The following is a 26,625-nucleotide window of genomic DNA, read 5'->3' as shown; positions in this document are numbered from 1 at the left end:
TTCTCATTAAGTAAAACATTTCTCAAATTAAAAGAAAAGAGAAATGACTGCCACTCGAGAGCATTTTCTCCCACCTATACAATATACTAGAATCTATATACTTTTTTTATTTCATTGCACTAAGAAAATTGAATTTATTAATTTTTGCATAAAAACTTGCACTTATCTAAAATTTTCGTTACTACATAAAAATCCATAAAAATGGATTTTTATTCATTTTTACCGTCAACGTTTCTTAGAATCTGTTTTGCTTTAAAAAAATTGACTCAATCTCCTCAAAATAAAAAAAGGATTGAACTATGAATACAAATGCATCCCCCGTCTGGGGAGGAAGATTTAAAAAACCTCTTGCACAAAAAGCAGTTTACTTTAATGAGTCCATTTCATTTGATAAAAAACTTGCTCAGTTCGACATTTTAGGCAGCCAAGTTCATGCAGAAATGCTTGCAAAACAAGGTATAATTTCCGAATTTGAGTCTCATTCTATTATTAATGGTTTAAAGAAGATAAGCGCAAAAATACTTAAAAATGAAATTGAATTTAGCCCAGAAGCAGAAGACATTCATATGAATATTGAACTCTGCTTACTTAAAGAAATTGGCGAAATTGCAAAGAAACTGCATACTGGAAGAAGCAGAAATGATCAGGTTGCCTTGGATCTAAGACTCTATTTAAAACACGAGATTGAAAAAATAAAAATCACATTAAATTCTTTGATAAACTCACTAGAAGATCTTTCTATCATTCATAAAGACACAATTCTTCCAGGCTACACTCATCTACAAAAAGCCCAACCGATCACTTTAAGCAGTTATTTTAAAGCATATCAAAGTATGTTCCTGAGAGATGCTTCTCGCCTTTCGGATTGCTATGAAAGAATGAATTTTTCACCTTTAGGAGCAGGAGCACTTGCAGGCACTACTTTGCCAATAGACAGGGAGTACACAGCCAAAAAACTTGGTTTTACAGGTATCATCGAAAATACAATAGATGCTGTAAGCGATAGAGATTTTATTATCGAATTTATGAGCTCTGCAAGTATTATTATAACTCATTTATCCAGATTTTCTGAAGATATGATAATTTGGGCAACGGAAGAATTTAATTTCATAAAATTAGATGACGCGTATGCAACAGGTTCTTCGCTTATGCCAAACAAAAAAAATCCGGATATACCTGAACTAATTAGAGGTAAAACTGGAAGAATCTATGGCAATCTTATGGGCATTTTAACAGTTATGAAAGCGCTTCCACTTGGCTATAATAAAGATCTCCAAGAAGACAAAGAAGGATTATTTGACACCGTAGAAACTATCAAAAACTGTTTAGATATTTTTAACGACTTTTTAAATACAGTGCATTTTCAAAAAGATGCTATGTTGAAATCTACCGAAAACAGTTATGTCTGGTCAACCCACCTCTTAGAGCAACTCGTAAACAAGGGCATTGCATTTCGCCAGGCACACGAAATAATAGGAAAGCTTGTTATTTATAGCTATGAAAATAATAAATATTTACACCAATTAAATAAGGAAGAATGTGAAAAAATTTCTCCACATATTTACACATCATTACAAATTATTAACAAAAAAGGATAAAAAATGTCATATTTGAAATGTGCTAAAATTGCTTCTTTTGTTTCGCTTATAAGTCTATTATTTTCATTTTCATGCAATGCAAATGAAGCTGCTAACAATGAAGATAAAATTCTAAAGGTTTGTACTTCAGGAGGATTTATTCCTTTCTCTGTATATACAAAAGATGGATGGGAAGGGTTCGATATTGATTTAGCAAAAAACTTTGCAAAATTTATGAAGTCAAAACTTGAGGTTATCAATTATAGTTTCGATGGAATAATTCCAGCTTTAATAACAAAAAAATGTGACCTCATTTTTTCTGGAATGACAATCACTGAAGATAGAAAAAAATCTGTCTTATTCAGCGACCCATATTTTAAAGATGGTTTAAGTTATATGTATTTAAAAGGAAATTCCGCTTTAAAAAATATTAAAAATATTCTAGATTTCAACGATAAGAAATATAAAATAGGGGTTAAAGTTGGTTATACAAGTGATTTCTATGTTGCCAAAAATCTAAAAAATGCAACCATTTTTAAATACAATGAAACTTCAGATATAATAAATGCACTTAGAAACAAAAAAATCGATATCATTGTCACAGATTCAAATCACTCAATTATACTTGTAAAGAAATTTCCTAAATTGATGGAGTCGAAAAAAACCGATGTGCAAGACGAATATTTTGGTGTTGCAGCTCGTCAAGACGCAACAACTCTTATAGAAAATTTTAATAAATTTTTAGCTCAGTGGAAAAAAGAAGGTGAGTACGATAAAACATATGCTTTACATTTTTAAATAACTTAATTTATTTTTTCCTTGATGTTTTAAAAATAATTGAAAGCGTCTTTCCAAATAAGACATTTTGCAATTGATATAAACAGAATTTTTTTTATTTAGGATTAATTTTGAAGGTTCTGTTGCAAAAAAATCAAAGTAACAAAGGAGCTTAGAATGGAATTTCAAAAAGTATATTTCAGACGCAATTAACCTGCAAGGGAGCAAAATTGCTTCCAAATAGGCAAATGGCTTTTAAATTTAAATTGCCATTTTTACACATGTGATGAAGCTCTATCCCAGATATAGTAACTGTTGCTGAAATCATTAAGTAGAACCCCCAATAATAATCCAAGAAAAATTTGCAACAGAGACAATTTTACTACTTTAATACCTTTGCAACAGAATCGCCATTATTAGGGAGTTCGTCTAAATATGTAATAATAAACTTAGGACGGTATTTATCGTCTGCAATTGATATTAATTCTGGATTTTCAGGATAAGAACTCAATAAAGGGATTAAAGAAGATTGTCCAATAATAGATCGGTATGAATTGTCTGCCGGTTTAAGTCCCCAAATATTATTATGTACCAAAGGAGCATTATTAAAATTTCCAATGTACAGCATTATGTGACCTTTGATATAAACTAAAGTAACGAATTTTCGCCCTAATTTTGAGAGAGCTTCCAGTCGTTCTTGAGTGCTATAATTACTTAAATCAATCATTTTACCTTCTTGATACTGATAGGCTGAATTACGTGGTAGCCATATACCAAAAACAGAAAAAATATTTCTTAACTCCTGCGAGCAATCATTATAATAATATAATCCTCCCCAGCCATAAGGCCTCCCAAGCAGAGGCTGAATTACATTTACAAAGTTTTTAGGTGATGATGATAGAGGAAAGATTGAAACTTTATCCTCATTAATTTTAGCAGTAATAAATTTTGCATATCCATTTTCAAGTGAAATTGGAAAAAATACTTTGTTTGTTTCTTCTTGCTGTTGTCCAGGAAATAGGCTACCCGTATAAGCACGCAGCTCAATTTTTCCAGAATTATTAATTATAGGACTATGAGGTTGAGTTACAACGCGCAAACCGTGTTTCTTTACATTCTCTTGATACTCAAAAATAAATTTTTCTGAAGCTAAAGCTATTTTATTACTAGGCACCCAAGTAACAAAACCAGAATTTGTGAGGACAAGTGACCATTCTTTATCCTTCGATTTTCCAACAATATACAAAGGCGTTCCTACCCAAATAGAACTAACTTGCAACATATCAAAAGGATAACCCTCACCTGCTAGTCTATAATCATAAAAAAGAGGTGAATTGGTTGGAAAAGTTCTTGCGCTGATATTGTTTGTTGCTATAGCTCTGTTATTTTTGTAAAAAAACAATTTTTGCTCAAATTGATTTAGATCCATATTTCTTAGAATTTGATTATCAAACCAATCGCAGGTGTATGGTTTTAAATTAGTTGCAAAACTTTTTGGATTATCAGTATCACAGTTTTCTCTATATTTTTGAAATAAAAATTTTTCAACACTATAAATACTATCAGTATTCTGTTTATTTAGTATACCGCTGACAAAGGAATCAGACCAAGGGGATTGCTCCCCAAAAAAATGTTCCTTATATGCGTTTTCTTTTTCTAAAATTACGTTATTTGAAATAAGTGGAATATTATAATCTGGAGAATTTGGGTTAATAAAACGTTGTATATTTTGGCTATAGTTATTTAAAGGAAATATTTGTGCTTTATTAATTTCAGGGCGAGATGTAGTACACGACTGCAAAAATAAAATAAAACTGACTGTAACTAATTTCTTTTTAATTTTCACTTTTAATCAACCTATATATAAGATTTAATATAAAAAATAATTCAAATGAAAAACCATTTCAAGCAGAATCTACATTTTGGGTATCTATTTGTCAATTCGAATAGTACTTGCTTCAACTGGTTTTGAATGCCTTCGAAGATGAATGCTTGGAATGATCATATGATCTACTTTTTAAAATTTTTGCCTATTTAACTTTCTTAATATATTTAATTGCCTAAATTTTGACCATTTCTTGTCTGTATAAGAACTTTTGTCGAATAGTATATAATCATTAAAGAACTTTCGTTGGGGGAGAAAAATGAAAAAATCAGACCGAATGGTTATTACAGCATCTTCACTCGGAACAGTCTTTGAATGGTATGATTTTTATTTATATGGAAGTCTTGCCGTTTTTTTTAGTGGATTATTCTTTCCCAAAGGTAATGACACAGCCGCATTTCTTGCAAGCCTTGCGACTTTCGGTGCAGGCTTTGCCGTGAGACCCTTTGGAGCTCTTTTCTTTGGCAGAGTCGGTGATCTTGTCGGTAGAAAATATACATTTTTAATCACCATTATTGTTATGGGGCTTTCAACTGCATTCGTCGGCTTATTACCCACTTACGAAGACATCGGTATTTTAGCTCCCATTTTGTTAACAACATTGCGCCTTGCTCAAGGCCTTGCCCTTGGAGGGGAATATGGCGGAGCCGCCACCTATGTTGCCGAACATTCTGAAAAAAACAACAGAGGTTATTATACCAGCTGGATTCAAACGACGGCGACTTTAGGATTTTTATTATCCTTAAGTGTTATTTTAACCTGTCGTCTGTCATTAGGAGAGTCCGAGTTTAAAAGTTGGGGTTGGAGAATTCCATTTTTAATCTCAGTAATTCTTCTCATTATTTCTGTTTATATCAGATTAAAATTAAATGAATCACCCTTATTTTTAAAAATGAAAAGCATTGGCAAACTTTCAAAATCACCTCTAAGAGACAGTTTTACTAAAATTCCAAATTTAAAATTAGTTTTATTGGCCTTATTTGGAGCGACCGCAGGTCAAGGAGTCATTTGGTATACAGGACAATTTTATGCTCTCTTCTTCTTACAAAATACCTTAAAGATTGATTTCCAATATGCATATATCATAATTGGAATTTCACTCATCATAGCAACTCCTTTTTTTATTTTCTTCGGAAGATTATCCGATAGAATTGGAAGAAAAAAAGTCATGTTGAGTGCCTGCATAATTGCTGCTCTCACTTATATTCCAATTTTCAAAGGTATCACAATGTTTGGTAACCCTGCATTAGATTTAGCAATTCAAAATGCACCCATTGTTATCCAAACAAAAAATTGCCAAAAAGAATGCAAAGATCTGAAAGAGTATCTTGCAAAAAAAGGATATAATTACGATACACAAACAATAAGTGATGACGTGTTAAAAACAAAGATTGGTATGACAGAAATCAGAAATTTTGCGCCACAAACGTTTGACAATGCACTTAAACAAGCTGGTTATCCAGAGAAAGCAAATCCGGCAGATATAAATTATCCAATGATAATTTTATTGCTTACGATATTAGTTTTATTCGTAGCTATGATTTATGGACCAATAGCAGCTTTCTTGGTGGAATTATTTCCAACCCAAATTCGCTACACATCAATGTCTTTACCCTACCATATTGGCAATGGTTGGTTTGGTGGATTTCTACCTTTAATTGCTGCGAGTGTCGTTGTCCAAACGGGAAATATTTACGCTGGACTCTATTATCCAATTGCTGTTGCTCTGATGAGCTTTGTCGTTGGCACACTCTTTCTTAAAGAAACAAAAGATAATATTCTCGATAGGCATTAACTTAATTGTTAAGAAACAATTCGAATTCTTTCAGCTTCAGGCCCGCGCGACCCATTTTTTTCTATAAACTCTACTTTCTGACCTTCGACTAAGACTTTATAACCTGACTTTTCTATCGTAGTATGATCAATAAAAATATCACTTCCTACATTACTTTTTTGAATAAATCCTATTCCTTTGGATTCTAAAAACCATCTTACGATCCCACATTGATACTCATCATTGTTTGATGACATAAGAGCCTCCTATATTTTTATGATACTAAACAATTTGGTCTTTAAAAATACATGAAAAAACATTTTCTGTCAAGGTAACAAATTATGTCGGATTAAAATATTTTATTTTTTTATTTTTTTATTTAATTATGATATTGAGATAATTTTTTATTAAATCTATCAATAATTATTCTTTTAGTTTGTGGCCATTCTTCTTTAATGACACTATAATAGACTGAGTCTCTCAAGCGCCCATCTGGCATAATCATATGATTTCTAAAAACTCCTTCTTTAACGAATCCAAGTTTTTCCATTGCTAAGTTTGACTTAGTATTTAATTTATCAGCTTTAAATTCTATCCTATTCATAGATAAGTTTTCAAAAAGATATTGTAATAAAAGTAATTTACACTCAACATTATAACCCAATTTTTGATAATGATTCTCAATAAAGGTTGATCCTATCTCTAGACTTTTATCGTGCAAGCGAACGTTTGCAAATGAGGTCATACCAATTGCCTTAGAACTCTTATTTTCTATAATTAAAAATGGCATCGAAATATTTTTAAGTTTACGTTCAATAGCATTTGAGACGACTTCTTTACTTGAAACATAATGTATTGGAAAATACTTAAAATAATCTATACTAAAGCACCCGATCAATGCTTCCTCATCTTTTAACACAAGCGGTCGTAACGTGACAAGATGTCCATTTAATATACAATTTTCAAATTGCTCAAACATTTTAAAAACCTAATTTATTTAAATTAATACCATTCATTTCAAGAAACTTTTTTGCGTCTTCTTGAATTTTTTGAATATGAGGATTATTTTTTAATTCATCTTTAACTTTAGCCGAGATTTCCTTTGCACCATTTTTTGTAAAACGAGCCTGAAGAACTGCAGTATCTAAGAAAACATCTGGATTAAGAACAGTTCCGCCTAAAGTCATATTTAAAACAAAATTACCTCTCTCATCTAAAAAATATTTAGCATATTTACTTTGCTCAAACAATTTCTCTTTCAATTTTTTACTTGCAGTAAAAACCGCCATTCCTCTTAAAGTCTCATCAATTCCGACATCTGCTTCCAGAGCTAACAGACCGTCTTCACCATCAATATTGTTACGAATCAAAAGCTTTCCATCTTTTACTTCAAAATCCCCCTTAACATTATTTAAATTCTTTTTTGTTTTATCACTGTCGCTCAAACTCAATTTCTTTAAAGTTGAAGGATCAATTTTTAATGTTCCGAAGCTTGAACTCGATATAAAATTATTAAATTGCTCTCCCGCTAATGCAACAAGACTTTTTGTATTTAAATACCCATTATAAAAAAAGAATGAACCTTTTGCATTCAAAGATTTAGAGAGATTTTCTTTTGTGGTTCCAGCCCCATTAAACACCATATTAATATCTGTAATTCCATCTAATGGGCTTTTTTCTAAATCAGATTTTATGAATTGAGCTAATTCTTCAATTCTTACTTTATTAAAAGCAATATTACCAGAGAAATTTATAGGATTTGAACCTAAATCAGTCTTTAATATTGAAGAAAAATTCCCAGAAAATGCGCTCATATTAAACTTACTTATAGAGAGTAAATAGTTTTTAGTTCTTGCCATAAAAGAAAAATTATTAAACAAATTATTATTATAAGTTAAATTACCAATATTTATTTCAGTGCTGAAATCAGAATCAGAAAGTAGACGTTTCATATTTTCTGACAAAGAAAATTCTTTACTATCAAGATTACCAATAGATTGTGTTTTGGGCATATTTTCTTTTTCATTTACAACCTTTTTGGGAAGTGAAGTCGCTGATTTTTCTAAAAAAGGCTTTATGATATCGTCCAATTTTAAAGTTTTACTTTGCACACGCAGAAGTCCATTAAACGGTTTTATTGACTCGGTCGCTAAAGCTAATATGAGATCAGATTCTGCTAATTTTGCCGTAAGATCTACATTCACATTTAAAAGATTCGGTTGCGAAAGGGATCCGAATACTTTTGTAATCATATCCACTGATGCATTTAATAAGATTTTTTTATGTTGAGGAAAAACAGTTGCTAGGTCAGAAAGATCTGAAGAATTTAAAAATATTTTTATATCTGAATTCATTTTTTGAAAATTATCGAGTGCAACTGTCGCTCGTCCATTCAATGTATGTATTACAAATTTAAAATCATCTATCATTAGGTTTTGTGGCTTTGCCATACCTGAAAAGCTCATATTCAATGGAATTTGAGCTCCTTTAACAAACGCATCTCTGAAATTTATATCTAATTTATCTAGGCTTAAAAGCCCTTTAAACATTGTATTCTTCCACTCATTGGAATTCATTTCTGTGTTTGCTATAACTTGTAATTTAATTGGCCCTCTTACCTGTAATCCTTGATCATTGATATCAATATCGGAGTAAACTTCAATTTTAGTATCTCGATCTAAACCAATATTTGAAATAATTGCATTTATGTTCTTAACTTTTGCAATTTCTCTGTCATATGCACCGGAAGAGCTTTGCAAATTAAATGAAGCATCATAAATTGAGATTGAATTTATAACTAGCCGTTTTGAAAGGGAGCCTAAATTTGAACTCGACTTTGCAGTCTCATTTTCAAGAGCATAAGCGGACATGTCAGCGCTCGAATTGCTCGATGACCTTTTTATTAGATTAGAAATATTCGTTTTATTTCCATTTTTAATAATATTGATTTCTGGATTTTTTACAATTATTTGACCAATGACTTTCCCTTGCAATAAAGGAAAAAAATCCAATTTAACTTTAACATCTTTCACTTTAAGTAGCTGAGTATTAAAAAAAAGTTCATCTGTATTATCTAACGTAACATTTTGTAAATTAACACCTAACCCTGAAAAAATGGTCAACCGAGCCGAAGAAAAATTAATTTTTGCATTTAATTTTTGCTCAACAGCATTTTGGATTTGTGGTCTGAATTTATTAAAATCTATCATAAATGGGAGTGCTATTAGTATTAAGAAAATCAATAAAAAGAAACTTGCAAAACCTATCAACCATTTTCTTTGTGTACTCACAAATCGTCCACCTTAATCATTTATTGTTTTTAATTCGTAGCATTGTTTTATAAATGTTGAACAATACTTTGGGATCTGATCCGAAAAAGCCATGCGCAAATGGCCTCTCTTTTCATCGTTATGGGCAAAGAAAGCAGATGGAATTTCCATCATTAAGGCCGCCACTTGCGAATAGGGAGCGATGCGATCCTTCATACCATGCATCCATAAAACTGGAACACTTACTTCTCGCAAAATTCTTCTTTTTTCAAAAGTCTCATTTACAAAATTTTTAGCCTGATCAACATAACCAATCGCAGTTCGCATACGCAGTGGAAACGATTTCCTTTTAAAAGACCCGGTCGCTGGAAACAATCCATCTAATCCATAATAGGAAAATTTATTTAAAAAGTCTTTCAACCATGCGCTTGGGTAGAGATAATTCCAAACCTCCCCAGCTGCTTTTGCGTAAGAATTTATACTCAAAGCAGGAGAAACGGCGATCACTCCACTGATATTGCGTGCAACATCTTGGCGAGTTGCAGCGATAAGCGCCAAGGACGCTCCCATGGAGTGCCCCATAAGATAGCAGGATGGACCATCTCTTTTAGCACTCAACCCTCCGCGTGATTCTTCGCCAAATAAACGAAAGAGCAATAATGGAAGACTGCGTGTTGCTTGTTGAAAATCAAGAATAGATGCTCCACCTACACCATGCCCATCCCAATCAAAAGATAAAACAGACATTCCACTTGCATTTAATAATCTGATCCAATGCAAAAGAGGATAAGAGCAATCATCACCTAAACCATGCATAAGTATAATAAGTGATTTCTGAGCACTTTCGAAATATTTTGGCACTGATAAAAAGGCATTCCCTCCCCCAGTAGAAAGAGGAACTTCATAATATGTTACAGAAACTTCATGAAGTTTGTTCAAAGAAAAATGCCTGCGCTCGCTGCCACAAAATCGATTATAGTTAATCTTATTAAGACGTTCAGAAACCCAAGCTTCAATTGGATACATGTTATTTTAACCTCAAAAAACAGTGTTCACTTAACATGAATTAGATTATAGCCTTGAGATAAAATGAAACAAAGCCCAGCGCCATGTTTCTTAACTTTAAAACAGAAGAAGGAAATTTTTTTATGGAAAATCAATTCACTCAGCAAACAACTATGCAAGAAGTCGAAACTCATTATCCTTTCGCCCGCTCACTTTTACATAGCAAATTTCATGTCGGTGGCTGTGCAAGTTGTGGATATGAAGCAAATGAAACTATTGAGCAGGTTTCGCAAAAACATAAAAAAGATGGATCTGCTATGCTCGAGGCTTTAAATCAAGGATGGCTCGACATGCAAAAAGCTGAAATCACGGTGGATCAATTTGCTGAAATGAAAATGCGCAAAGCAAAAATGCTCATTATTGATGTAAGAGAAGACTGGGAATACGAACTCGCAAATATCCCAAATTCCTATTTATTGACAGAAACAAACTTCGAAGAAACTGTTGAGTCCGCAAAAAAAGTTGAGTGCGTTATTGTTGTTTGCCATCATGGATTGCGCTCTATGAATGCGACATTGTATCTACGTGAAAATGGGGTTACAAATGCAAGAAGTTTGCAAGGAGGTATCGATCTCTACAGTTCAAAAATAGACCCATCTATTCCAAGATATTAAAAAATAAGATAGGCTAAAACTTAACAGTTTTTTTTTCGTGGAAGAACTTAAGAATGCCAATAATATTTCCAACTGTTTATCACTTTGACAATCAAGAAATACAAAAAACTTCGTATACCAAAGTAACAGTTGATTATTCTAAGCAAAAAATTGCTTGTGAATTAAATGATTTAAATTCTAACGTAAAAATTTTTCAAAATAAATGGTATTTACATAATTATGATTCAGGAAAAACTATTGAATCGGATTCTCCTTTCATAGATTTTTCAATTGCACAGAAATTTCCTAATATAAATTGTGAATCTATATTATTTGACGGTCTCATCTTTAAAAAAGTGAATGCGTCGTCTACATTTTCCAATTTTCAAAATTGGCCAAATTTATCGCCAGGTATATATAAGTTTTCTTTATCAAACCTTTCAAACTTTTCTATCTCCAATTATTTTAAAACAAAAGAAGATTCCCAATATTACTTTTGTGAAAGTGGAGCAAATCAAATATCTGAAAAATTCTTCTGCTCTCTTCTTGACAAAGATACTGGCAGTATTGAAAGAAAAAATAATGACACTAACAAATTTCTTAATATAATTGGAGACGAAAATTATAGGATATTAAACCTAAATATTGGAATTAAACAAAAAAATAAAATTATTCACGCAACAGGTGTTCAGTTTATTATTCAGAAAGATGATATTAATAATATAAATCTTCCCCCTACAATTCAATTTAATGACACAAATTACTTTAAAAGTTTATTTTGTAATTCACTAAAATTTCTTTACAAACCAAATGAGAAAAAAGTTCTATGGTCAAAAAATAATAAAGAAATATCGAATTTCAATAATAGCATTTTACCTGAACAATTTTTAAGCTACAATGATGTATATAAATGTATAAATAATAATGGTGAATCCCAGAATCTTGAAATATCTAAAAAATACTTGACAATCAATGGCCTCAAACAGATTGAAATATTTAACAATGACACAGTTAAATCTGTAAAATACAGAGCCAATCTCATCTTACCACGGAATGACTATGACTGGAGTTGTATCAACAGTCTAAATGTAAAGTGCGAGATTATAGCAAATAATATTGACCAGACAATTGATTTAAAAATCACTCCCTCATTACAATTTAAAAACTCCGTATTTCCTGAAAAAATTAAACTTATATTAAATATAGATAATGATAAAATTGAAAAAGAAATTGTTATATTCAATTCAATAAAAGATAACGAAAAAACTTTAGATATATCAAATAGTATAAATTTAAATAAAACAAATAAAGAGAATCAATACCTTTGCAAGATTCAAGATTCCTTTGACAAATCCGCTTTATTTAACATTTATTGGTTTAAAGACAATCGAGAACTTATAGAATTTAGAAATTCAGACTCAATAAATATATTCTTAAGCGAAAATAATTTAACTTGCATTGTAGCAGGTAAAATACTTAATCGGAGCATATTAGGTGCAAAAACTTATTTTGTTGAAAATCCAAGCAAGAAAAACCCTTCATGGTTAAAAGAAAGTTATCTCATAAATATAAATATTCCTAATAAATTTTTATTGTTTACTGAAAATTTAGATACAAATATAAGTGATATTAATTGCGAAATTCAAGATCAAAATAATAACATTATATCTAATAATATATGCATAAAAGAAAAAAATAGCATTTATTATCTAAATATTTCACAAAATAAATTAAATGAATTAAAAAATTACTTTGACTCTTATCCTCCAATTGATATTTTTAATTTACCTAATTTAAAATTTAAAGTGAGTTTTTTAGAGAACAATATCTATAGAAAGTACTATTCTAAAGTTAAATTTATAAATGAAAACTTAAAGCCTGTTATATTAGCAAGCGGAGTAAAGTCTTTAAAGAACGGAACTCAAGAATGCTATATATTTGTTCATGACCCACAAAAATTATATCTTTCAACTCAATTCTATTTAGAAAATAATAAAAAATCCATAAACCTCAGTTCGTTAAATAACTACAACATGTATGATTTTAATATGTTAGATAAAAATTTAATAAATTCGCTTGAAAAGAGCAATATTTTTTTATATCTATACCGTTTTAAAGAAACAAAACCAGAAGAATCATGTCTAATTACTGTAAGCAATGGAACAACGGTTTCTCAGACAAAAACATTAAAAAATCTGAGCTTCGCTGGACTCAATAAAATTCTTACCCAGCAAAAGAAGAAAATTGAACAAAGAAAAGCTAAACAAAATTATTCTCCATTTAAATATTTAAAAAAATCTGATTTAACTTCAAATAATTTAGAATTAAATTTTATACAAAAAAATATTGAACAACAAAAATACCCTTTAAGTGTTTCTTTTTCAATTGCTAAGAAAAAAAGAGAATTGACAATATATTATAATAAGGAAAAAATAAATGAAAATATTGTAAGCGAAAATCAAAATAATTCAACAAATAATATCGATGTTAATAAAGTAGTTTCAAATAGCGAAGCCAATGAAAGTTTTATTCCTGGCTTTTTTATGTCTGCGCATATTAACTATAATTCTAATAATGAGCATAATTTTACTTGTAAAACAGATTTAAATAATTTATATGATAACAAAATTATTTACAAATATTCAATTTTATTTAATGGAAATATTCACTTACAAAAAAAATCGACACAACCTTATTTTGATTTTGAAATAAGCAACTACAAGGATACGGACACTATCACATGCCTCATTCAGGTAAATAATAAAATTGCAGCTTCCTCGTTGAATATAAGTGATAAGACAAAAACGTTATCATTATGCTATGCACTCGATAAAAATAATTCGATTGTCTTATTTCAATGTCCAATTATCACTTCACCATTCTCTGCTATAAATAATCTTAAAGCTGCTGCTTTTAAAACGATAAGTCAACAATTTCAAAACACGGATTTTATTTCTTTAATCCATATGTTAATATGGAGCGAATCTCAAAAGAATAAATTTAGTTTTTCTTATGAAGTAACTCATAGGGATTGAAAAGGATAATTTTATGACTGTAAATAAGCAGATTGCAATTGTTCATCCCGCTGGAAAATTAGAGATAAGCGAAAATGATAAATTAAAAAACATTCAGAAGCTTGAAGAAATAGGCTATAAGGTCACAGAAATTAAGCCCCAACTTGATTCCTTTCACAATTGCACAAGTTCTCCCATATTAGAAAGAGTCACACAACTTAGCCATGCTCTTACAATGCGTAAATACGATATTATATTTGCTGCTCGCGGGGGAGTTGGATGCACAGAACTCATTCCATATTTAGAAAATCTACTCCCACCTGTGCTGCCCACAAAAACTTTAGTTGGGTTTTCTGATATTTCATTTCTGGGCAACTATTTATCCTTAAAATATCCTAATTTCCGTTATATCCATGGACAAAATATTTTTTCGCAAAACTTATTCACAGGACCGATACTAGATCAAAAAGTTTTATTTTCTTTGCTCAAAGATGAAGAAAGTGAAAATACCTTCAACTCTCCTGTTTTTTATGAGAAAAAAAATATTTCGCAGAATATTGAAGGCGTGTGTATTCCACTCAATTTAAGCCTCGCAGAGAGTCTAGCGAGTATACGCCACATAGATTTACCAAAAAATAACATTTTATTTCTAGAAGACTGCAATGAATTTCTTTATAGAATAATTAGAAAAATTGACACATTAATAAACTCAAATTTTTTAAAAAACACCAAAGCTATTGTCCTTGGAAATTTTTCTGGCTGCCTAGATGCGTTTGAAAAAGAAGTTGATCGCAATTTATTAATTAAAGTATTCAGTAGCAAATTAAATTTACCTATTTTTGATTTGCCTATTTTTGGCCATAATGAATTCCGATTTCCTTTAGTTACTAAAGCTAAAGTGATTTTAAATTTAAATAAAAATTCATCTTTCATCACTTTCACTCATAAAATTGAAAAAGATGAGCATATTGCTACAACTTTTTCACCCGCTCTTTATTGCAACAAATTAGATCATTCGCATAAATCAATAAAAATTCATATGACAGGTGTGGGTGGTACGGGTATGGCACAGGTTGCAGGTCTACTCAAATCAGCTGGGTATTCAATCTCTGGCAGCGATAATCCTATTTATCCACCTATGGACAAAATAATAGCCGACCTTGGAATTATACCCGATGTTGGTTTTTTAAATGGCACGATTGATAAACACCACCCGGATGCCATTATACTTGCAAATGTTGTTAGTCGCATCAGTGCAAGCCTTAAGAAAAATGATGAACTCGAAGACATCCTAACAAAAAATATTCCTGTTTTGAGCTTTCCCTCTGCTCTGCGCAAATATTTTTTATCTGACAGTCGCAATATCATTGTGAGTGGAACGCATGGAAAAACAACAACAAGCAGTTTAATTACACATCTTTTAACTGAATTAAATGAAAATCCTTCTTTTTTAATAGGTGGGCGACCAGCAAATTTTGATGCAGGGTTTGCTTTAAGATCAAAAGAATTATTTGTATTAGAAGGAGATGAGTACGACTCAGCCTTTTTTGATAAGGGTCCAAAGTTTTTACACTACGAACCTAAAATCACGTTAATAAATAATATTGAATTTGATCATGCAGATATTTATGAGAATGTCGAAGCTATTGAAATGGAATTTCTCCGCCTTGCAAAATTAACGAAAGAGAGAAATGGAATAGTCATAGCAAATTTGGACGACCCAAGATCATTGCGTTGCGCTAAGGATTCTAAAGCTTATGTCATAGGATTCAGTAGGAATAAAAAAATTAAGACCCGAATTCCTGTATGGATCTTAAAGGAATACAAAACTTTTTCAGGAGGTATTGAAATTACCTGTATTCAGCCTAACGGAAAAGAGTTTAAATTTAAATCAGGAATTTTTGGCCTGCACAATGCCTTAAATGCAATAGGGTCTCTGGCAGTATTACACGCAAACAATATTTTAAATGAAGAAAAATCTTTTGAAAACATAAAGAATTATAAGTCAAATTTAAAATTTCTGACCAAAGTTCGTATTGCTATGAACAAATTTAAAGGGGTAAAGAGAAGATTCGAACTTTTAAAGGAACGCAACAATATTTCTGTCTTTGATGATTTTGCCCATCATCCAACAGCTATTGTAACAACCCTTGAAGCTTTTCGCAGTTATATGAAAAGCGTTGGAAAAAAAGGGAAACTTATTGCCTGTTTTGATCCACGCAACGCAACGATGCGGCGAAGAGTTTTACAAGATCAATTGAGTCAAAGTTTTTTTCATGCAGACGAAGTCTTTCTTGGTAAGGTTCCCCAAGATATGAGAATGTTAAAGGATGAAGTTTTAGATGGAAATTCCGTTGCGAAAGCTTGCGGAGAAAAAGCTCGGTATTTTGACGACAATGAAAAATTGCTCGCCACTCTAAAACAAGAAGTGAGACCAGGTGATACCATAGTATTCATGTCGAGCGGATCCTTCGATGGGATACCATATCGCTTTGCAAAAGAGTTTTAACCAATGGGAACAAAATGTATTGCTTGATAAGGAATTCAAGTTTGAAGTTTAAATATGTTTCCGCTGTTACAATATTAATTTTTATATCTGCATGTCAATCATTAAAAAATTCACGTGAAACAAAATTAAATAATGATGAAACAAATATTACCTCTCTTCGTGCAAATGTACCACAATATGCACAAATTCGTTTAGATAAAATATTACATGATGCCGCAACAGGACATTTATCTGAATCTCAAGCAAATGAAGCATTTCTTCTCTCAAAAAACTTAGAAGAGAAAGGTCAATTTGAAAGTGCAGAAAAACTTTTTGAAGTCTGCTTTCAATATTCACAAAGCTTAGCTGCTGGCTTAAATTTAATAAATGTAAAAGCTCAACTCAAAAAACTCAATGATGCACAAGAAATAGCAAACCGCTTGACAATTCTATATCCGAAATATTCAGAACCAATGTTAGCTCTTGCCAGCGTTTATCAAATGCAAAATAACAATGGATCTCTCGTTAAAACTTTAGAAAAAGCATTTAAAAAATTTCCTAAAGACGAAGCTATCGTTATTTTTTATTCCTCATACTCTAAAACAAATGCAAAAAAAGTTTTAGAATCATATTTAACTAAGAACCCGCGATCAAGTAATGTATTATTAACTTTAGCTAAGAACTATTATCAAGAAAAAAATTACCAAAAAGCACTTTATTATGCTAAAAAAGCTTATTCTGTAGATCAAGATGTTATTGAAACATTTATATTCTTAGGAAAAATTAATCAAAGTTTAAAGAACTATCGTGAAGCAGAAAAATATTTTAAACTCGCTTTCGATAAAGAAATAGATAATAACCTGAATGCACAGAACTACATTAATATTTTACTTTTTCAGAATAAAACGCAAGAAGCACTATCTATACTTCTTAAGCTTGAATCTAGTTCAGATGATCAAATACCTTTTCCACCTGAGTTCACATTTCAAATAGCGAAGATCATGCTTATAAATAGAGATTATGAGGAGTCTGAGAGAAGGTTATATGAACTGCTTAAAATAAATTTTGAAAACTCATCAATTAAATATTATCTTGCAATTTGTAATGAAAAAGTTCGAAAATTTGATGTAGCTCTCATGTATTTAAATGAAATAAAAGAAGACAACGAATATTATACTGATGCACAAAAAGAAAAAATTATTATTTATATCAATACGAATCAAAAAGTACTTGCTGAACAACAAATTTATAAATTTACTCTTTCAGAAAAGAATATAGTTGAGGACACTCTTTTTAAATCTTCAATACTAGCCTATTTTAATAAATATAACGATGCTATTGAAATACTTAATAAATCCATTGCAACTCATTCTGATGCAAAGGAACTTTATTTGAAAAAAGCTGAGTATCTAAAATATTTAAAATCCGATGATTCTTCTATTAAATTTGCTGAACAAATTGTTTCTCGTTGGCCAAAATATGCAGATGGACTCAATTTTCTCGGATATTCTTTGGTAGAAAATAATAAAAAACTTGAACTCGCCAAAAAAGTTTTATTAAAAGCAGTGGCATTGAATCCAAAAAATGGTTTTTATTTGGATTCACTGGGATGGCTCTATTATCAAAAAAATGATTATAAGAATGCCTTTAAATACATAACAGAAGCAATTAAGATAGAACCAGATGAACCCGTAATTTTGTATCATTTAGCTTCAGCACAATTAAAATTAAAATATTTTGAAGACTCACTTAGAACCTTCGAAAGTACTAGCAAAATTTTAGAAGATATGCTTCCTTATCAACTTGAGTCCGATCCTGAGCTTTCCCGTATTCAGCAAAGTATCGGTAGCAAGATACTGGAAGCTAAAAAAGCCATTGATATTGACCCAGAAAATGATTGAACGGAATTTTCATGACAACGACATCTTTTATTTTACCGCATTTATTCGAAGCTCTTTCCAATGAAATTAGAATTGATCGCGTTGATTGGATAATCGTAACAAAGTATGCTGAATCTTGGAAACTTTCAGTTGCGGATGCCCTGCTAGATTTGAATTATGTTGACGAATCGTCTCTTGCACGCTGCTTAGCTCGCTCACACAATCTCCCTTATATACCAAGCCATCAACTTAAATATGATTTTTCTGAAGTGAGCTTAGAAAATTTTGATGATTTAATGAGTGTCGGTGCGGCACCTTTATCAGAATACCGCTTGGCTATTTGTAATCCATACGACGATCACAGAGGATATTTAGACAATAAATTCTGCGAAAGAGAGATGATAGTAACCGAACGCTCAGCTATTATAGATGCCTTACGCAAACATGGTTTACATGAATGGCTTGAAGATGAAGACAAAGAACAAGATTCTAAACCTCTCCCAAAGTGATAAAATACTCTCCGATACAAGCAAAACTCACTTTAAACACAACACCCAAATTATGTTTATCAGCAATAAATGGAATTCTTAATATTTGCAAAGTTTGTTTGCTTGTTCCAGAATCGGCGCTGTCAAGCCAGCCATTATTAATTCGTGCATAACCATATAATTCATTTAAGTGATAAACACTTTCACCAATGAGTTTTCCATTTTTTACTTCAATAACTTCTACTAATATTTTTTTACTACCTTGAGCTTTGTTTCTTTCTTCAGATATAAAAGTCGGTAAAAAACCATTGTTTTGAATAGTTAATAAAGCATATTTTAAATTTTTATCTTCGGTATTTTCGATTTTAACTTCTATTTTTAGTTTGGGTGCTAAATCAACAAGCAAAGGTAACAACTTTACTTGATTTTGAATAACTTCAGAAATTAATTTTTGCGGTGGATTATGAATCCCAATTTGCACCGGGAATTCTGATATTTCCATTTCACCTAATTGTGGATGTTGATATGCTTTCCAAGGATGACCAAAAATCAATGAATTGTTTTCACTACGGTCAAATTCATAAAACTGACGCCACTCTTTCTTTGACCAATTTTCGTAGCGCTTGATAAAGGGTCTTTCCTGTCTGCCTAAACGAACAGGGAGATCCCAAAGCTCACAGACATAACTGAAAGCACCTAAAGCATTATAGGCATATTCCGTCAATGCTCCTCGTAAAGGCTTGCCTGGAATATAAGTAAATTCTTGAAATCCAGAGACAGCAGGATATTTTGTTATTTCTTCGAGTTTTGTATCAATAGAGTGATAAATACTCCGATCAAAAATATTCATTTCTTCGTCAGAAAAACGCCCGGGCGGTCTGATAAAGACCCCTCCAAATGTATGATAATTCAACCAAAAATATATATTAGGAATTTTCGTTGCAAAGTCGGCAATTGCGCGACTTTCTATTTCTGATAGAGGCATTTTACCGCTTTTATTTTCTATAATATGTGCTGCCCAATCTGTAGGAAAATTACGATTGAGATCTATTTCATTCTCTGAAACAGAAAAACTCGAGGGAATATTTATTCCATCGAAATTTAAAATATTACCTTCTGGATATATATCAAAGAAAGGTCCTTCATCTCCTAATTCTCTTCGCCGCATTAATTCCGGATACATTTCATCGCAAGTCCAAATACCAGCTTCACTTTTTTTCCGCATAAAACCTATGCGCTTTTTATTTTTAAATAATTCTATCTCTATTTTTCTTTCATCTTTTTCTAACAAGCATTCTCTTTGCCACACAGAGCCCAATTCTTTTTGCGAACGAGAGTCTCGTGCATTGCTTCGATTAACTTTACTATCGATAAAATAAACTTCTGCTCCATCAGGACAAATACGAGGAACAAAAACATAATTTATATCAAAATATTTTTTTTCATTTCCAACTAATTTTGTTTTTAAAAATTCTATATGGGCAAGAACAGTATTTGTCCCTATTAATTCTATAGAATGCATATTGGCATCCATCCACAATGTGGGTTGATCAACCTGCTTACCTTTTGGAAATACACGAATAGCAATTATTGCTCGACCTTCAATTGTTTTTGCTATTTCTATTTTCTCTACTTCACATTTTTTGGGGAAGTGATTGCAGAGGAGATTTATGTCACTCATCATATCCTTATAGTTTAAATATTTATCAGGAAAAAGATACTGCGACATAATAATCTCCTTTAATATATGTTAATCCTCAATCGCAAAGTTATGGTAAACATTTTGAACATCATCGTGTTCTTCTAATTTTTCAACGAGCTCAAGTGCTGCTTTCGCATTATCACCAGTTAAAGTAACATGATTTTCGGGAATTAATTCTAATCCGGCTTTTTCGAACGGAATTTCCGCAGCAATCAAAGCTTCTCGCACAGCAGCAAAATCTACAACCTCTGTATAGACAGTTGTGTAGTTATCTTCTGTTATAATATCTTCAGCGCCTGCATCAAGAGCTATTTCCATTATTTTTTCTTCATTCACTTTTTCCAAATCAATGACAAAAACTCCACGTTTCTTGAAAATCCAAGCAACAACACCCATTTCGCCCATGTTCCCAGCATTCTTTTGAAAAATACGACGCAACTCAGGATGTGTACGATTGCGATTGTCGGTCAAAACTTCCACCATAATTGCTGAGCCGTTTGGGCCATATCCTTCGTAAGTAATCTCTTCGAAAGACATTCCTTTCATTTCACCAGCGCCTTTTTTTATGGCTCTTTCAATATTATCTTTTGGCATGCTGTTATCACGAGCTTTATTCACTGCAGCTCTCAATGCTGAGTTGCTATTTATATCACTCCCTCCACGTGCACTGACCATTATTTCACGTGCCAGCTTCGTAAAAAGACGCCCTTTCGCAGCAGCACTCGATGCCATTCGACCTGCAATTGTATTATGACGACCCATACAAATTCCTTTAAAATAGTTAGAAGATTCAATTAAATATAAATGCAAAAATTCCGTAAGAAAATGCACCTTTCATCGGACTACCATTTTGCTAACGGAATGCAAAGATAAGTTAGTAAAATACGCTTTACATAAAAATTAATTATTTACTTTTTACAATTTCTACCGATTTTGCATCGATTTTAAATTTATCACACTGATCCCCATTTAATTTAAAATCTTTATCAATTTCTCCTGAAATTTTAATATTGATTGTTTCATCAAACTTTTCAGTTGGCATTATTTTTTTATCGATATCAACACAAATTTCACCGGTTGAATCGACAACTAAAAATTTTTCACTTCTAATTTCTTTGGTAATCTTGCCAACAACCACAACAGGTTCTTTATCTTTTAATTCAAGTGCTGCTTTAATTGTCATTTCACTATCAGACTTTTTTGAACTGACAAACTCTGCCTGAGCTCCTAAAGTTATGAAAAATGCTCCAAAAACAAGAGAATACTTAAATATAGACATGAAAATCTCCTTAAAAAGAAACCAAACCACACATTAAACATAAATAATGTATCAAGCGGGTTACTAATGCAAGAAGTTGTTATATATATATTCTCAGCCCTGTGTCAGAACCGTTGGCATTATATCAGCATTTCACAAAATACTATTTCATCATAGTCGTATAGACTTAAATATCTACTTGTTTGATGTATTATTAAAATATTTTCTTAACTATTTATAGAGAAATCAGTATACATACCAAAGAGAAGATAATTGTCAAATATATTTATTCTTAAAATTCAATCTTTATAACTCTTATCAAATCCTAATGCTATTCGCTCTTTATTAGCTATAAAATATATGCATTCACATATTAATATGGAGAAGTATAGCAAATCTTTAGTCCAAGAGTTCTTGCTATATTTTGAACTGATTTATCTCTATAAATCGATCATCAATCTCTGAGTCACTCTATTTATCGCTTAGCTTTGTAACTTTTAAAACTTTTTCCACGGAGCGAGTCATTGATTCGTCAATAGATTTTCCTAATAACGGCTCCTTAGACGCAACGTAACTAATAACTTCTCAGTCCTTACAGTCTTAAGAATAGGCAACATAAACTTTTTCATCATTAAAATAATGAATTTCGAATGCGTCTGAACACCATCTTTATTTTTAAGACATTGATAAATTATGTTTCTTACAAAATTGAGATTTTGTAAGACCAGAAATAGTGAACTGAACTAAGTTTCTTCTAATTACTTTCTTTGTACGTCTTGATCATAGAACCATTGTTGAACTCCTCTTAATTAAAAATGAAGGTTTATTGCAATTTAAAATATTAGGCTATATTGTTTAATTTTTTATATTATAAAAAATTTATGAAATTTGTTTTGAAAATTCAAAAATATTTAAATTTTTTTATTTAATTAAAAGTTTGTATCAACTTAATTCCATATGCCCAACTCATAATTGAGCTTTTATTCTTTAGGTACTTAAGCCTTTTTTATTATTCTTCTCTTTAATAAAACAAAATTTTTTTTTAAAATATAATTACTTTTTTATATCTAATAACTTCTAGATATCAATAGCTTTCACTTTTGCATATGCAAAATAAAATTTTTCCTACGCAAATTCTTAAAAATTTGGGGCTCTGAAAGTTTTCTGATACTGTACACCCATAAAAAGAGTGGATTTATACTTTTAACAACTCAGTGAGGATAAAATGGATAACAACGAAAGCCAAGATAGATATGGTGATAGTAAAAGGAATTCCAATGCTAAAAGTGAGCGCGTAGCAGTCGTTGGCGCCGTCCGCTCTCCTTTTGTGAAATCTTTTGGCGTATTTGAAAATGAAACCGCTTTATCACTCAGCTTAAGGGTTGCGACAGAACTGATAGCAAGGACTGGAGTTCAGGCTTCGGATGTAGATGAATGTATATGGGGAGTGGTTATTCCGCAGACAAAAAATGCCAACCTTGCACGCGAAATCGTTTTATTTTCAGGACTGCCAACTTCAATTGCTGGATTTACCTTGAATAAAGCCTGTGATTCTTCCTTACAGACCGCAGAAATAGCTGCGGATAGAATTCGCCTTGGCAAAAATCAACTGGTTCTTGCTGGTGGTGTTGAAGTTCTTTCCGATGTACCCATTCCTTTTTCCGATGAAGCCCGTCGTTTTTTAACCAAAATGTCGAGGGCTAGATCTTTTAAGGAACGACTTTCCTTGATTGGCAGCGTAAACCCTAAATGGTTTTTGCCTAAACCACCAGCCCTAGCCGAACCGTTTACAGGACTCACTATGGGCGAACATGCAGAAATAATGTGTGTTAAAAATAACGTTTCCCGTGAGCGTCAAGATGAACTTGCTTATAAAAGTCACATAAATGCCGCAAAAGCAACTGAAGCTGGTTATCTTAAAGACGAAATCATTCCGATCTGGTGCGGAAAAGATAAAACAATTTTTGTCGATAAAGACAATATGATCCGCCCTGAAACCACAATTGAAGCCATGAGTAAACTCAAACCTGTTTTTGATCGTAAAACGGGTACGATTACTGCAGGAAATGCAAGTCCTCTGACGGATGGAGCAGCTGGACTTCTCCTCGCCAGTGAGAATTACGTAAAAGAAAAAAACCTTCCAGTGCTTGGTTATATTGTTGATTTTATCACTGTAGGCGTTGATCCAAATGACCAATTATTGATTGGTCCTGCCTACACCATTCCTAAAATTCTTAAAAATAATAACCTACGCAAAGAAGATATTGACGTTTACGAGATTCATGAAGCATTTGCGGGACAAGTTCTGAGCTGCCTCGATGCCATGAAAAATGAAAAATTCTGCCGCGAAAAATTAGATATGCCTGTTTTTGGAGATATTCCTGTAGACAAATTAAATATTCAAGGTGGCGCTATTGCTATTGGTCATCCATTTGGAGCCACGGGTGCACGCTTGATTGGCAATGCTCTAAGAATTGCTAAAAGAAAAAATGGAAAATATGCGTTGGTCTCAGTTTGCGCTGCAGGTGGAATAGGAATGTCTGTGTTACTTGAAACAAAGTAACAATATAGGAGTTATTAATTTATGTCTGCTAATCTCGTTTCCAAATCTAAGGTATTTCAATTTAAATATGAAAATAATATCTGCATAATTGATATGAATGATGAAAGCAAAGGTGTGAATAGCTTCACCCTCGAAATGCTTGCAGATATTGACGAAAACATGCCAAAAATATTAGCAAATGATAAACTTGAAGGTATTATAATAAAATCTTCTAAACACAATTGCTTTGCTGCTGGTGCTGATATTTCCATTTTTAAAACATTTACAGACAAAGCGGCGGGCGAAAGAGGGAGCAAAGAACTCCATCGCATTACAAACTATTTTGCCAACGCTAAAGTGCCAACTGTCGCCGCAATTCATGGCACTTGTCTTGGCGGTGGACTCGAGCTTGCACTCGCATGTCATTATCGCATTTGCACTGCACATGCTTCTACTCAATTGGGCTTACCTGAAGTGCAACTTGGTATTTTGCCGGGGGGTGGCGGGACACAAAGACTTCCTCGCCTTGTTGGCATTGCTCAAGCACTTGACCTTATTCTTACTGGAAAAAAAGTGGATGGGAAAAAAGCACTTAAAATGGGTCTTATCGATGAACTCGTACCCGAAAATCAACTCTTTGAAAAAGCACTCGCACTTTGCAAAAAGAAAAAAGGATCTATTAGAAGACTTCCCTCTTCTTTAGGCATCGTTTCTTCTATGCAAGGCAGTTTTGATATGCAAAAAATTGCGCTGGAAGGCAATCCCTTTGGCAGAGCTGTTATTTCTAAACAAAGTCGAGCAATGGTCATGAAAAGCACAAAAGGTCGTTATCCAGCACCTCTTAAAGCGCTTGAAGCTGTTATGCGGGGAGTTGAATTACCGCTTGAAAAAGGTCTTGATGTAGAAGCAAAACTCTTCAGTGAACTCGTGATCAGTGAAGAAAGTCGCTCCCTTGTTCATATTTTTAATATTATGACAGCCGCAAAGAAAAATCCTTACCCAAAAGCAGTCCAAGAAAAAGCAAAAAATCTTTACATGGATCCTCTCAATCAAGGTGATGCCACAGTTGGTGTTTTGGGTGCAGGTTTGATGGGGAGTGGAATTTCAACGGTCTTAGCTGAGAAAAATATCCGCACAGCTATGATCGACAAAGATGCCAACGGGCTGCAGAGGGGTTTAAAATCTGTCAGCAGCTATTTTGAAGAGCGCTTTAAAAGAAGAAGAATAAAATGGTTTGAAAGAGATTCACAAATTTATCGTGTGAGCCCCTCCATGAGTTTTTCAACCTTAAAAACATCGCCCATTGTGATTGAAGCGGTCTTTGAAGATGTAAAAATTAAGCATGATGTTTTAAAAAAATGTGAAAATGCAATCCAAAATGAGAATTTTATATTCGCAACCAATACAAGTAGTCTCCCCATTCACCAAATTGCAGCAGCCGCTAAAAAACCGCAAAATGTTGTTGGTATGCATTTCTTTTCTCCTGTACCAAAAATGCCTTTGGTCGAAATAATTACCACAGATAAAACATCACAAGAAGCTGCTTCAGCTATATTTGATCTTGCATCGAAAATGGGAAAACAAATTATTGTAGTTAATGATGGACCGGGATTTTACACTACACGCATTTTAGCTTTTCAAATTGCAGAGGCTCTCAATATTTTAGCTGAAGGTGGAAAAATCGAAGATATAGATAATGCCATGGAAAAATTTGGTATGCCAGTCGGTCCAATTACTTTACTTGATGAAGTGGGAATAGATGTTGGAGAACATATTATTCAAGTATTATTCGATGCCTTTTCCGAAAGACTTAAAGTACCAAATGAAATTGAAAATATCGCTAAGGAAGATAGAAAGGGGCGAAAAAACAATAAAGGATTTTATTGTTACGTAGACAATAAAAAAGACAAACCCGACTCTACAATCTATAAACATTTCAATATAGATAGAAGTAATTTTGATCACAAAGAAATTGCTGACCGATGCGTCTATGTATTTTTAAATGAAGCTGCTCGATGCTTAGATGAAAAAATAATTAAGTCTGAAGATGAAGGCGATTTAGGTGCAATATTTGGCCTTGGTTTTCCTCCCTTTTTAGGGGGACCATTTCACTATGCAAAAGTCCTTGGCAAGAAAAATGTAAAAGAAAAATTAAATGAATTAGCACTAAAACATGGAAAGCGTTTTGAGCCTGCAGCATATTGGGATTTTTAAGAACAGCTTACTTGACAGTATTACAATAAATCTTTAGTGTTCGTTATGAATATGAAGCCGACGAGGGATTTATGACTAACACAACAATTAATAGACTCA

18 protein-coding genes are annotated in these 26,625 nt (G+C 32.2%); 10 read left to right on the top strand and 8 right to left on the bottom strand.

What is annotated here, in order from left to right; genetic code table 11:
* The first annotated feature begins 299 nt into the window (after window positions 1–299).
* Together argH and EZS29_RS03645 are read left to right on the top strand one after the other, a co-directional pair.
* Entirely contained in the window at window positions 300–1,598 is a 1,299-nt protein-coding gene (gene argH / locus EZS29_RS03650) for an argininosuccinate lyase (protein WP_130606668.1), read from the top strand.
* A 3-nt stretch (window positions 1,599–1,601) separates the two neighbouring features.
* Window positions 1,602–2,375, top strand: a complete 774-nt coding sequence (locus tag EZS29_RS03645; protein ID WP_130606666.1) for a transporter substrate-binding domain-containing protein — start codon at window positions 1,602–1,604, stop codon at window positions 2,373–2,375.
* Window positions 2,376–2,736: 361 nt separating this feature from the next.
* Here the strand turns inward: EZS29_RS03645 and EZS29_RS03640 are convergent, their stop codons facing one another.
* The gene (locus EZS29_RS03640) at window positions 2,737–4,200 is read right to left on the bottom strand and encodes a C40 family peptidase (protein ID WP_130606664.1); all 1,464 of its coding nucleotides are present in this window, start codon (window positions 4,198–4,200) and stop codon (window positions 2,737–2,739) included.
* Between the two features lie 298 nt (window positions 4,201–4,498).
* On the opposite strand from EZS29_RS03640, the gene EZS29_RS03635 reads away from it, so the two are divergent.
* A complete protein-coding gene (locus EZS29_RS03635; protein ID WP_130606662.1) occupies window positions 4,499–6,034 on the top strand; it encodes an MFS transporter in 1,536 nt (511 codons plus the stop codon).
* Window positions 6,035–6,042: 8 nt separating this feature from the next.
* Here the strand turns inward: EZS29_RS03635 and EZS29_RS03630 are convergent, their stop codons facing one another.
* The 4 genes from EZS29_RS03630 to EZS29_RS03615 form a co-directional block, all read right to left on the bottom strand.
* Window positions 6,043–6,270 carry a cold-shock protein gene (locus tag EZS29_RS03630; protein WP_130606660.1) on the bottom strand — a complete coding sequence of 76 codons (228 nt, stop codon included), beginning with the start codon at window positions 6,268–6,270 and terminating at the stop codon, window positions 6,043–6,045.
* A gap of 122 nt (window positions 6,271–6,392) precedes the next feature.
* Window positions 6,393–6,992, bottom strand: coding sequence for a GNAT family N-acetyltransferase (locus tag EZS29_RS03625; RefSeq protein WP_130606658.1), 600 nt, complete (start codon window positions 6,990–6,992; stop codon window positions 6,393–6,395).
* A 1-nt stretch (window position 6,993) separates the two neighbouring features.
* Window positions 6,994–9,303 carry an AsmA family protein gene (locus EZS29_RS03620; RefSeq protein ID WP_130606656.1) on the bottom strand — a complete coding sequence of 770 codons (2,310 nt, stop codon included), beginning with the start codon at window positions 9,301–9,303 and terminating at the stop codon, window positions 6,994–6,996.
* A 12-nt stretch (window positions 9,304–9,315) separates the two neighbouring features.
* The gene (locus EZS29_RS03615; RefSeq protein WP_130606654.1) at window positions 9,316–10,308 is read right to left on the bottom strand and encodes an alpha/beta hydrolase; all 993 of its coding nucleotides are present in this window, start codon (window positions 10,306–10,308) and stop codon (window positions 9,316–9,318) included.
* 122 nt (window positions 10,309–10,430) lie between these two features.
* Between EZS29_RS03615 and EZS29_RS03610 the strand changes: the two genes are divergently transcribed.
* From EZS29_RS03610 to EZS29_RS03590, 5 genes are read left to right on the top strand one after another with little or no spacing between them, the layout of a single operon-like run.
* The gene (locus tag EZS29_RS03610) at window positions 10,431–10,961 is read left to right on the top strand and encodes a rhodanese-like domain-containing protein (RefSeq protein ID WP_172603757.1); all 531 of its coding nucleotides are present in this window, start codon (window positions 10,431–10,433) and stop codon (window positions 10,959–10,961) included.
* Window positions 10,962–11,014: 53 nt separating this feature from the next.
* Window positions 11,015–13,975, top strand: a complete 2,961-nt coding sequence (locus EZS29_RS03605) for a hypothetical protein (protein ID WP_130606626.1) — start codon at window positions 11,015–11,017, stop codon at window positions 13,973–13,975.
* Between the two features lie 13 nt (window positions 13,976–13,988).
* A complete protein-coding gene (locus EZS29_RS03600; protein ID WP_130606624.1) occupies window positions 13,989–16,463 on the top strand; it encodes a Mur ligase family protein in 2,475 nt (824 codons plus the stop codon).
* A gap of 41 nt (window positions 16,464–16,504) precedes the next feature.
* Window positions 16,505–18,343 (top strand): tetratricopeptide repeat protein, encoded by a 1,839-nt coding sequence (locus EZS29_RS03595; protein WP_172603756.1) that lies wholly within the window; start codon window positions 16,505–16,507, stop codon window positions 18,341–18,343.
* A gap of 11 nt (window positions 18,344–18,354) precedes the next feature.
* On the top strand, window positions 18,355–18,831 hold the full coding sequence (locus EZS29_RS03590; RefSeq protein WP_130606620.1) for a hypothetical protein: 477 nt from the start codon (window positions 18,355–18,357) through the stop codon (window positions 18,829–18,831).
* On the opposite strand, the gene EZS29_RS03585 is transcribed toward EZS29_RS03590, so the two are convergent.
* The 3 genes from EZS29_RS03585 to EZS29_RS03575 form a co-directional block, all read right to left on the bottom strand.
* A complete protein-coding gene (locus tag EZS29_RS03585) occupies window positions 18,812–20,539 on the bottom strand; it encodes a M14 family metallopeptidase (RefSeq protein WP_130606618.1) in 1,728 nt (575 codons plus the stop codon). The two genes, EZS29_RS03590 and EZS29_RS03585, sit on opposite strands and share 20 nt — an antisense overlap.
* Window positions 20,540–20,560: 21 nt before the next feature.
* Window positions 20,561–21,274: a YebC/PmpR family DNA-binding transcriptional regulator gene (locus EZS29_RS03580; RefSeq protein ID WP_130606616.1), complete on the bottom strand. Its 714-nt coding sequence runs from the start codon at window positions 21,272–21,274 to the stop codon at window positions 20,561–20,563.
* A gap of 142 nt (window positions 21,275–21,416) precedes the next feature.
* Window positions 21,417–21,791: a YgiW/YdeI family stress tolerance OB fold protein gene (locus EZS29_RS03575; protein ID WP_130606614.1), complete on the bottom strand. Its 375-nt coding sequence runs from the start codon at window positions 21,789–21,791 to the stop codon at window positions 21,417–21,419.
* A 1,204-nt stretch (window positions 21,792–22,995) separates the two neighbouring features.
* Between EZS29_RS03575 and EZS29_RS03570 the strand changes: the two genes are divergently transcribed.
* Together EZS29_RS03570 and EZS29_RS03565 are read left to right on the top strand one after the other, a co-directional pair.
* The gene (locus EZS29_RS03570; protein WP_130606612.1) at window positions 22,996–24,333 is read left to right on the top strand and encodes a thiolase family protein; all 1,338 of its coding nucleotides are present in this window, start codon (window positions 22,996–22,998) and stop codon (window positions 24,331–24,333) included.
* A 21-nt stretch (window positions 24,334–24,354) separates the two neighbouring features.
* Window positions 24,355–26,526, top strand: coding sequence for a 3-hydroxyacyl-CoA dehydrogenase NAD-binding domain-containing protein (locus tag EZS29_RS03565; RefSeq protein ID WP_130606610.1), 2,172 nt, complete (start codon window positions 24,355–24,357; stop codon window positions 26,524–26,526).
* The last annotated feature ends 99 nt before the right edge of the window (window positions 26,527–26,625 follow it).

The sequence above is a fragment of the Fluviispira sanaruensis genome, from assembly GCF_004295685.1.
In the GTDB taxonomy this organism is placed as follows: domain Bacteria; phylum Bdellovibrionota_B; class Oligoflexia; order Silvanigrellales; family Silvanigrellaceae; genus Silvanigrella; species Silvanigrella sanaruensis.
Note: the sequence above shows the minus strand (reverse complement) of the source record. Positions and strands in the feature narration are given on the sequence as shown.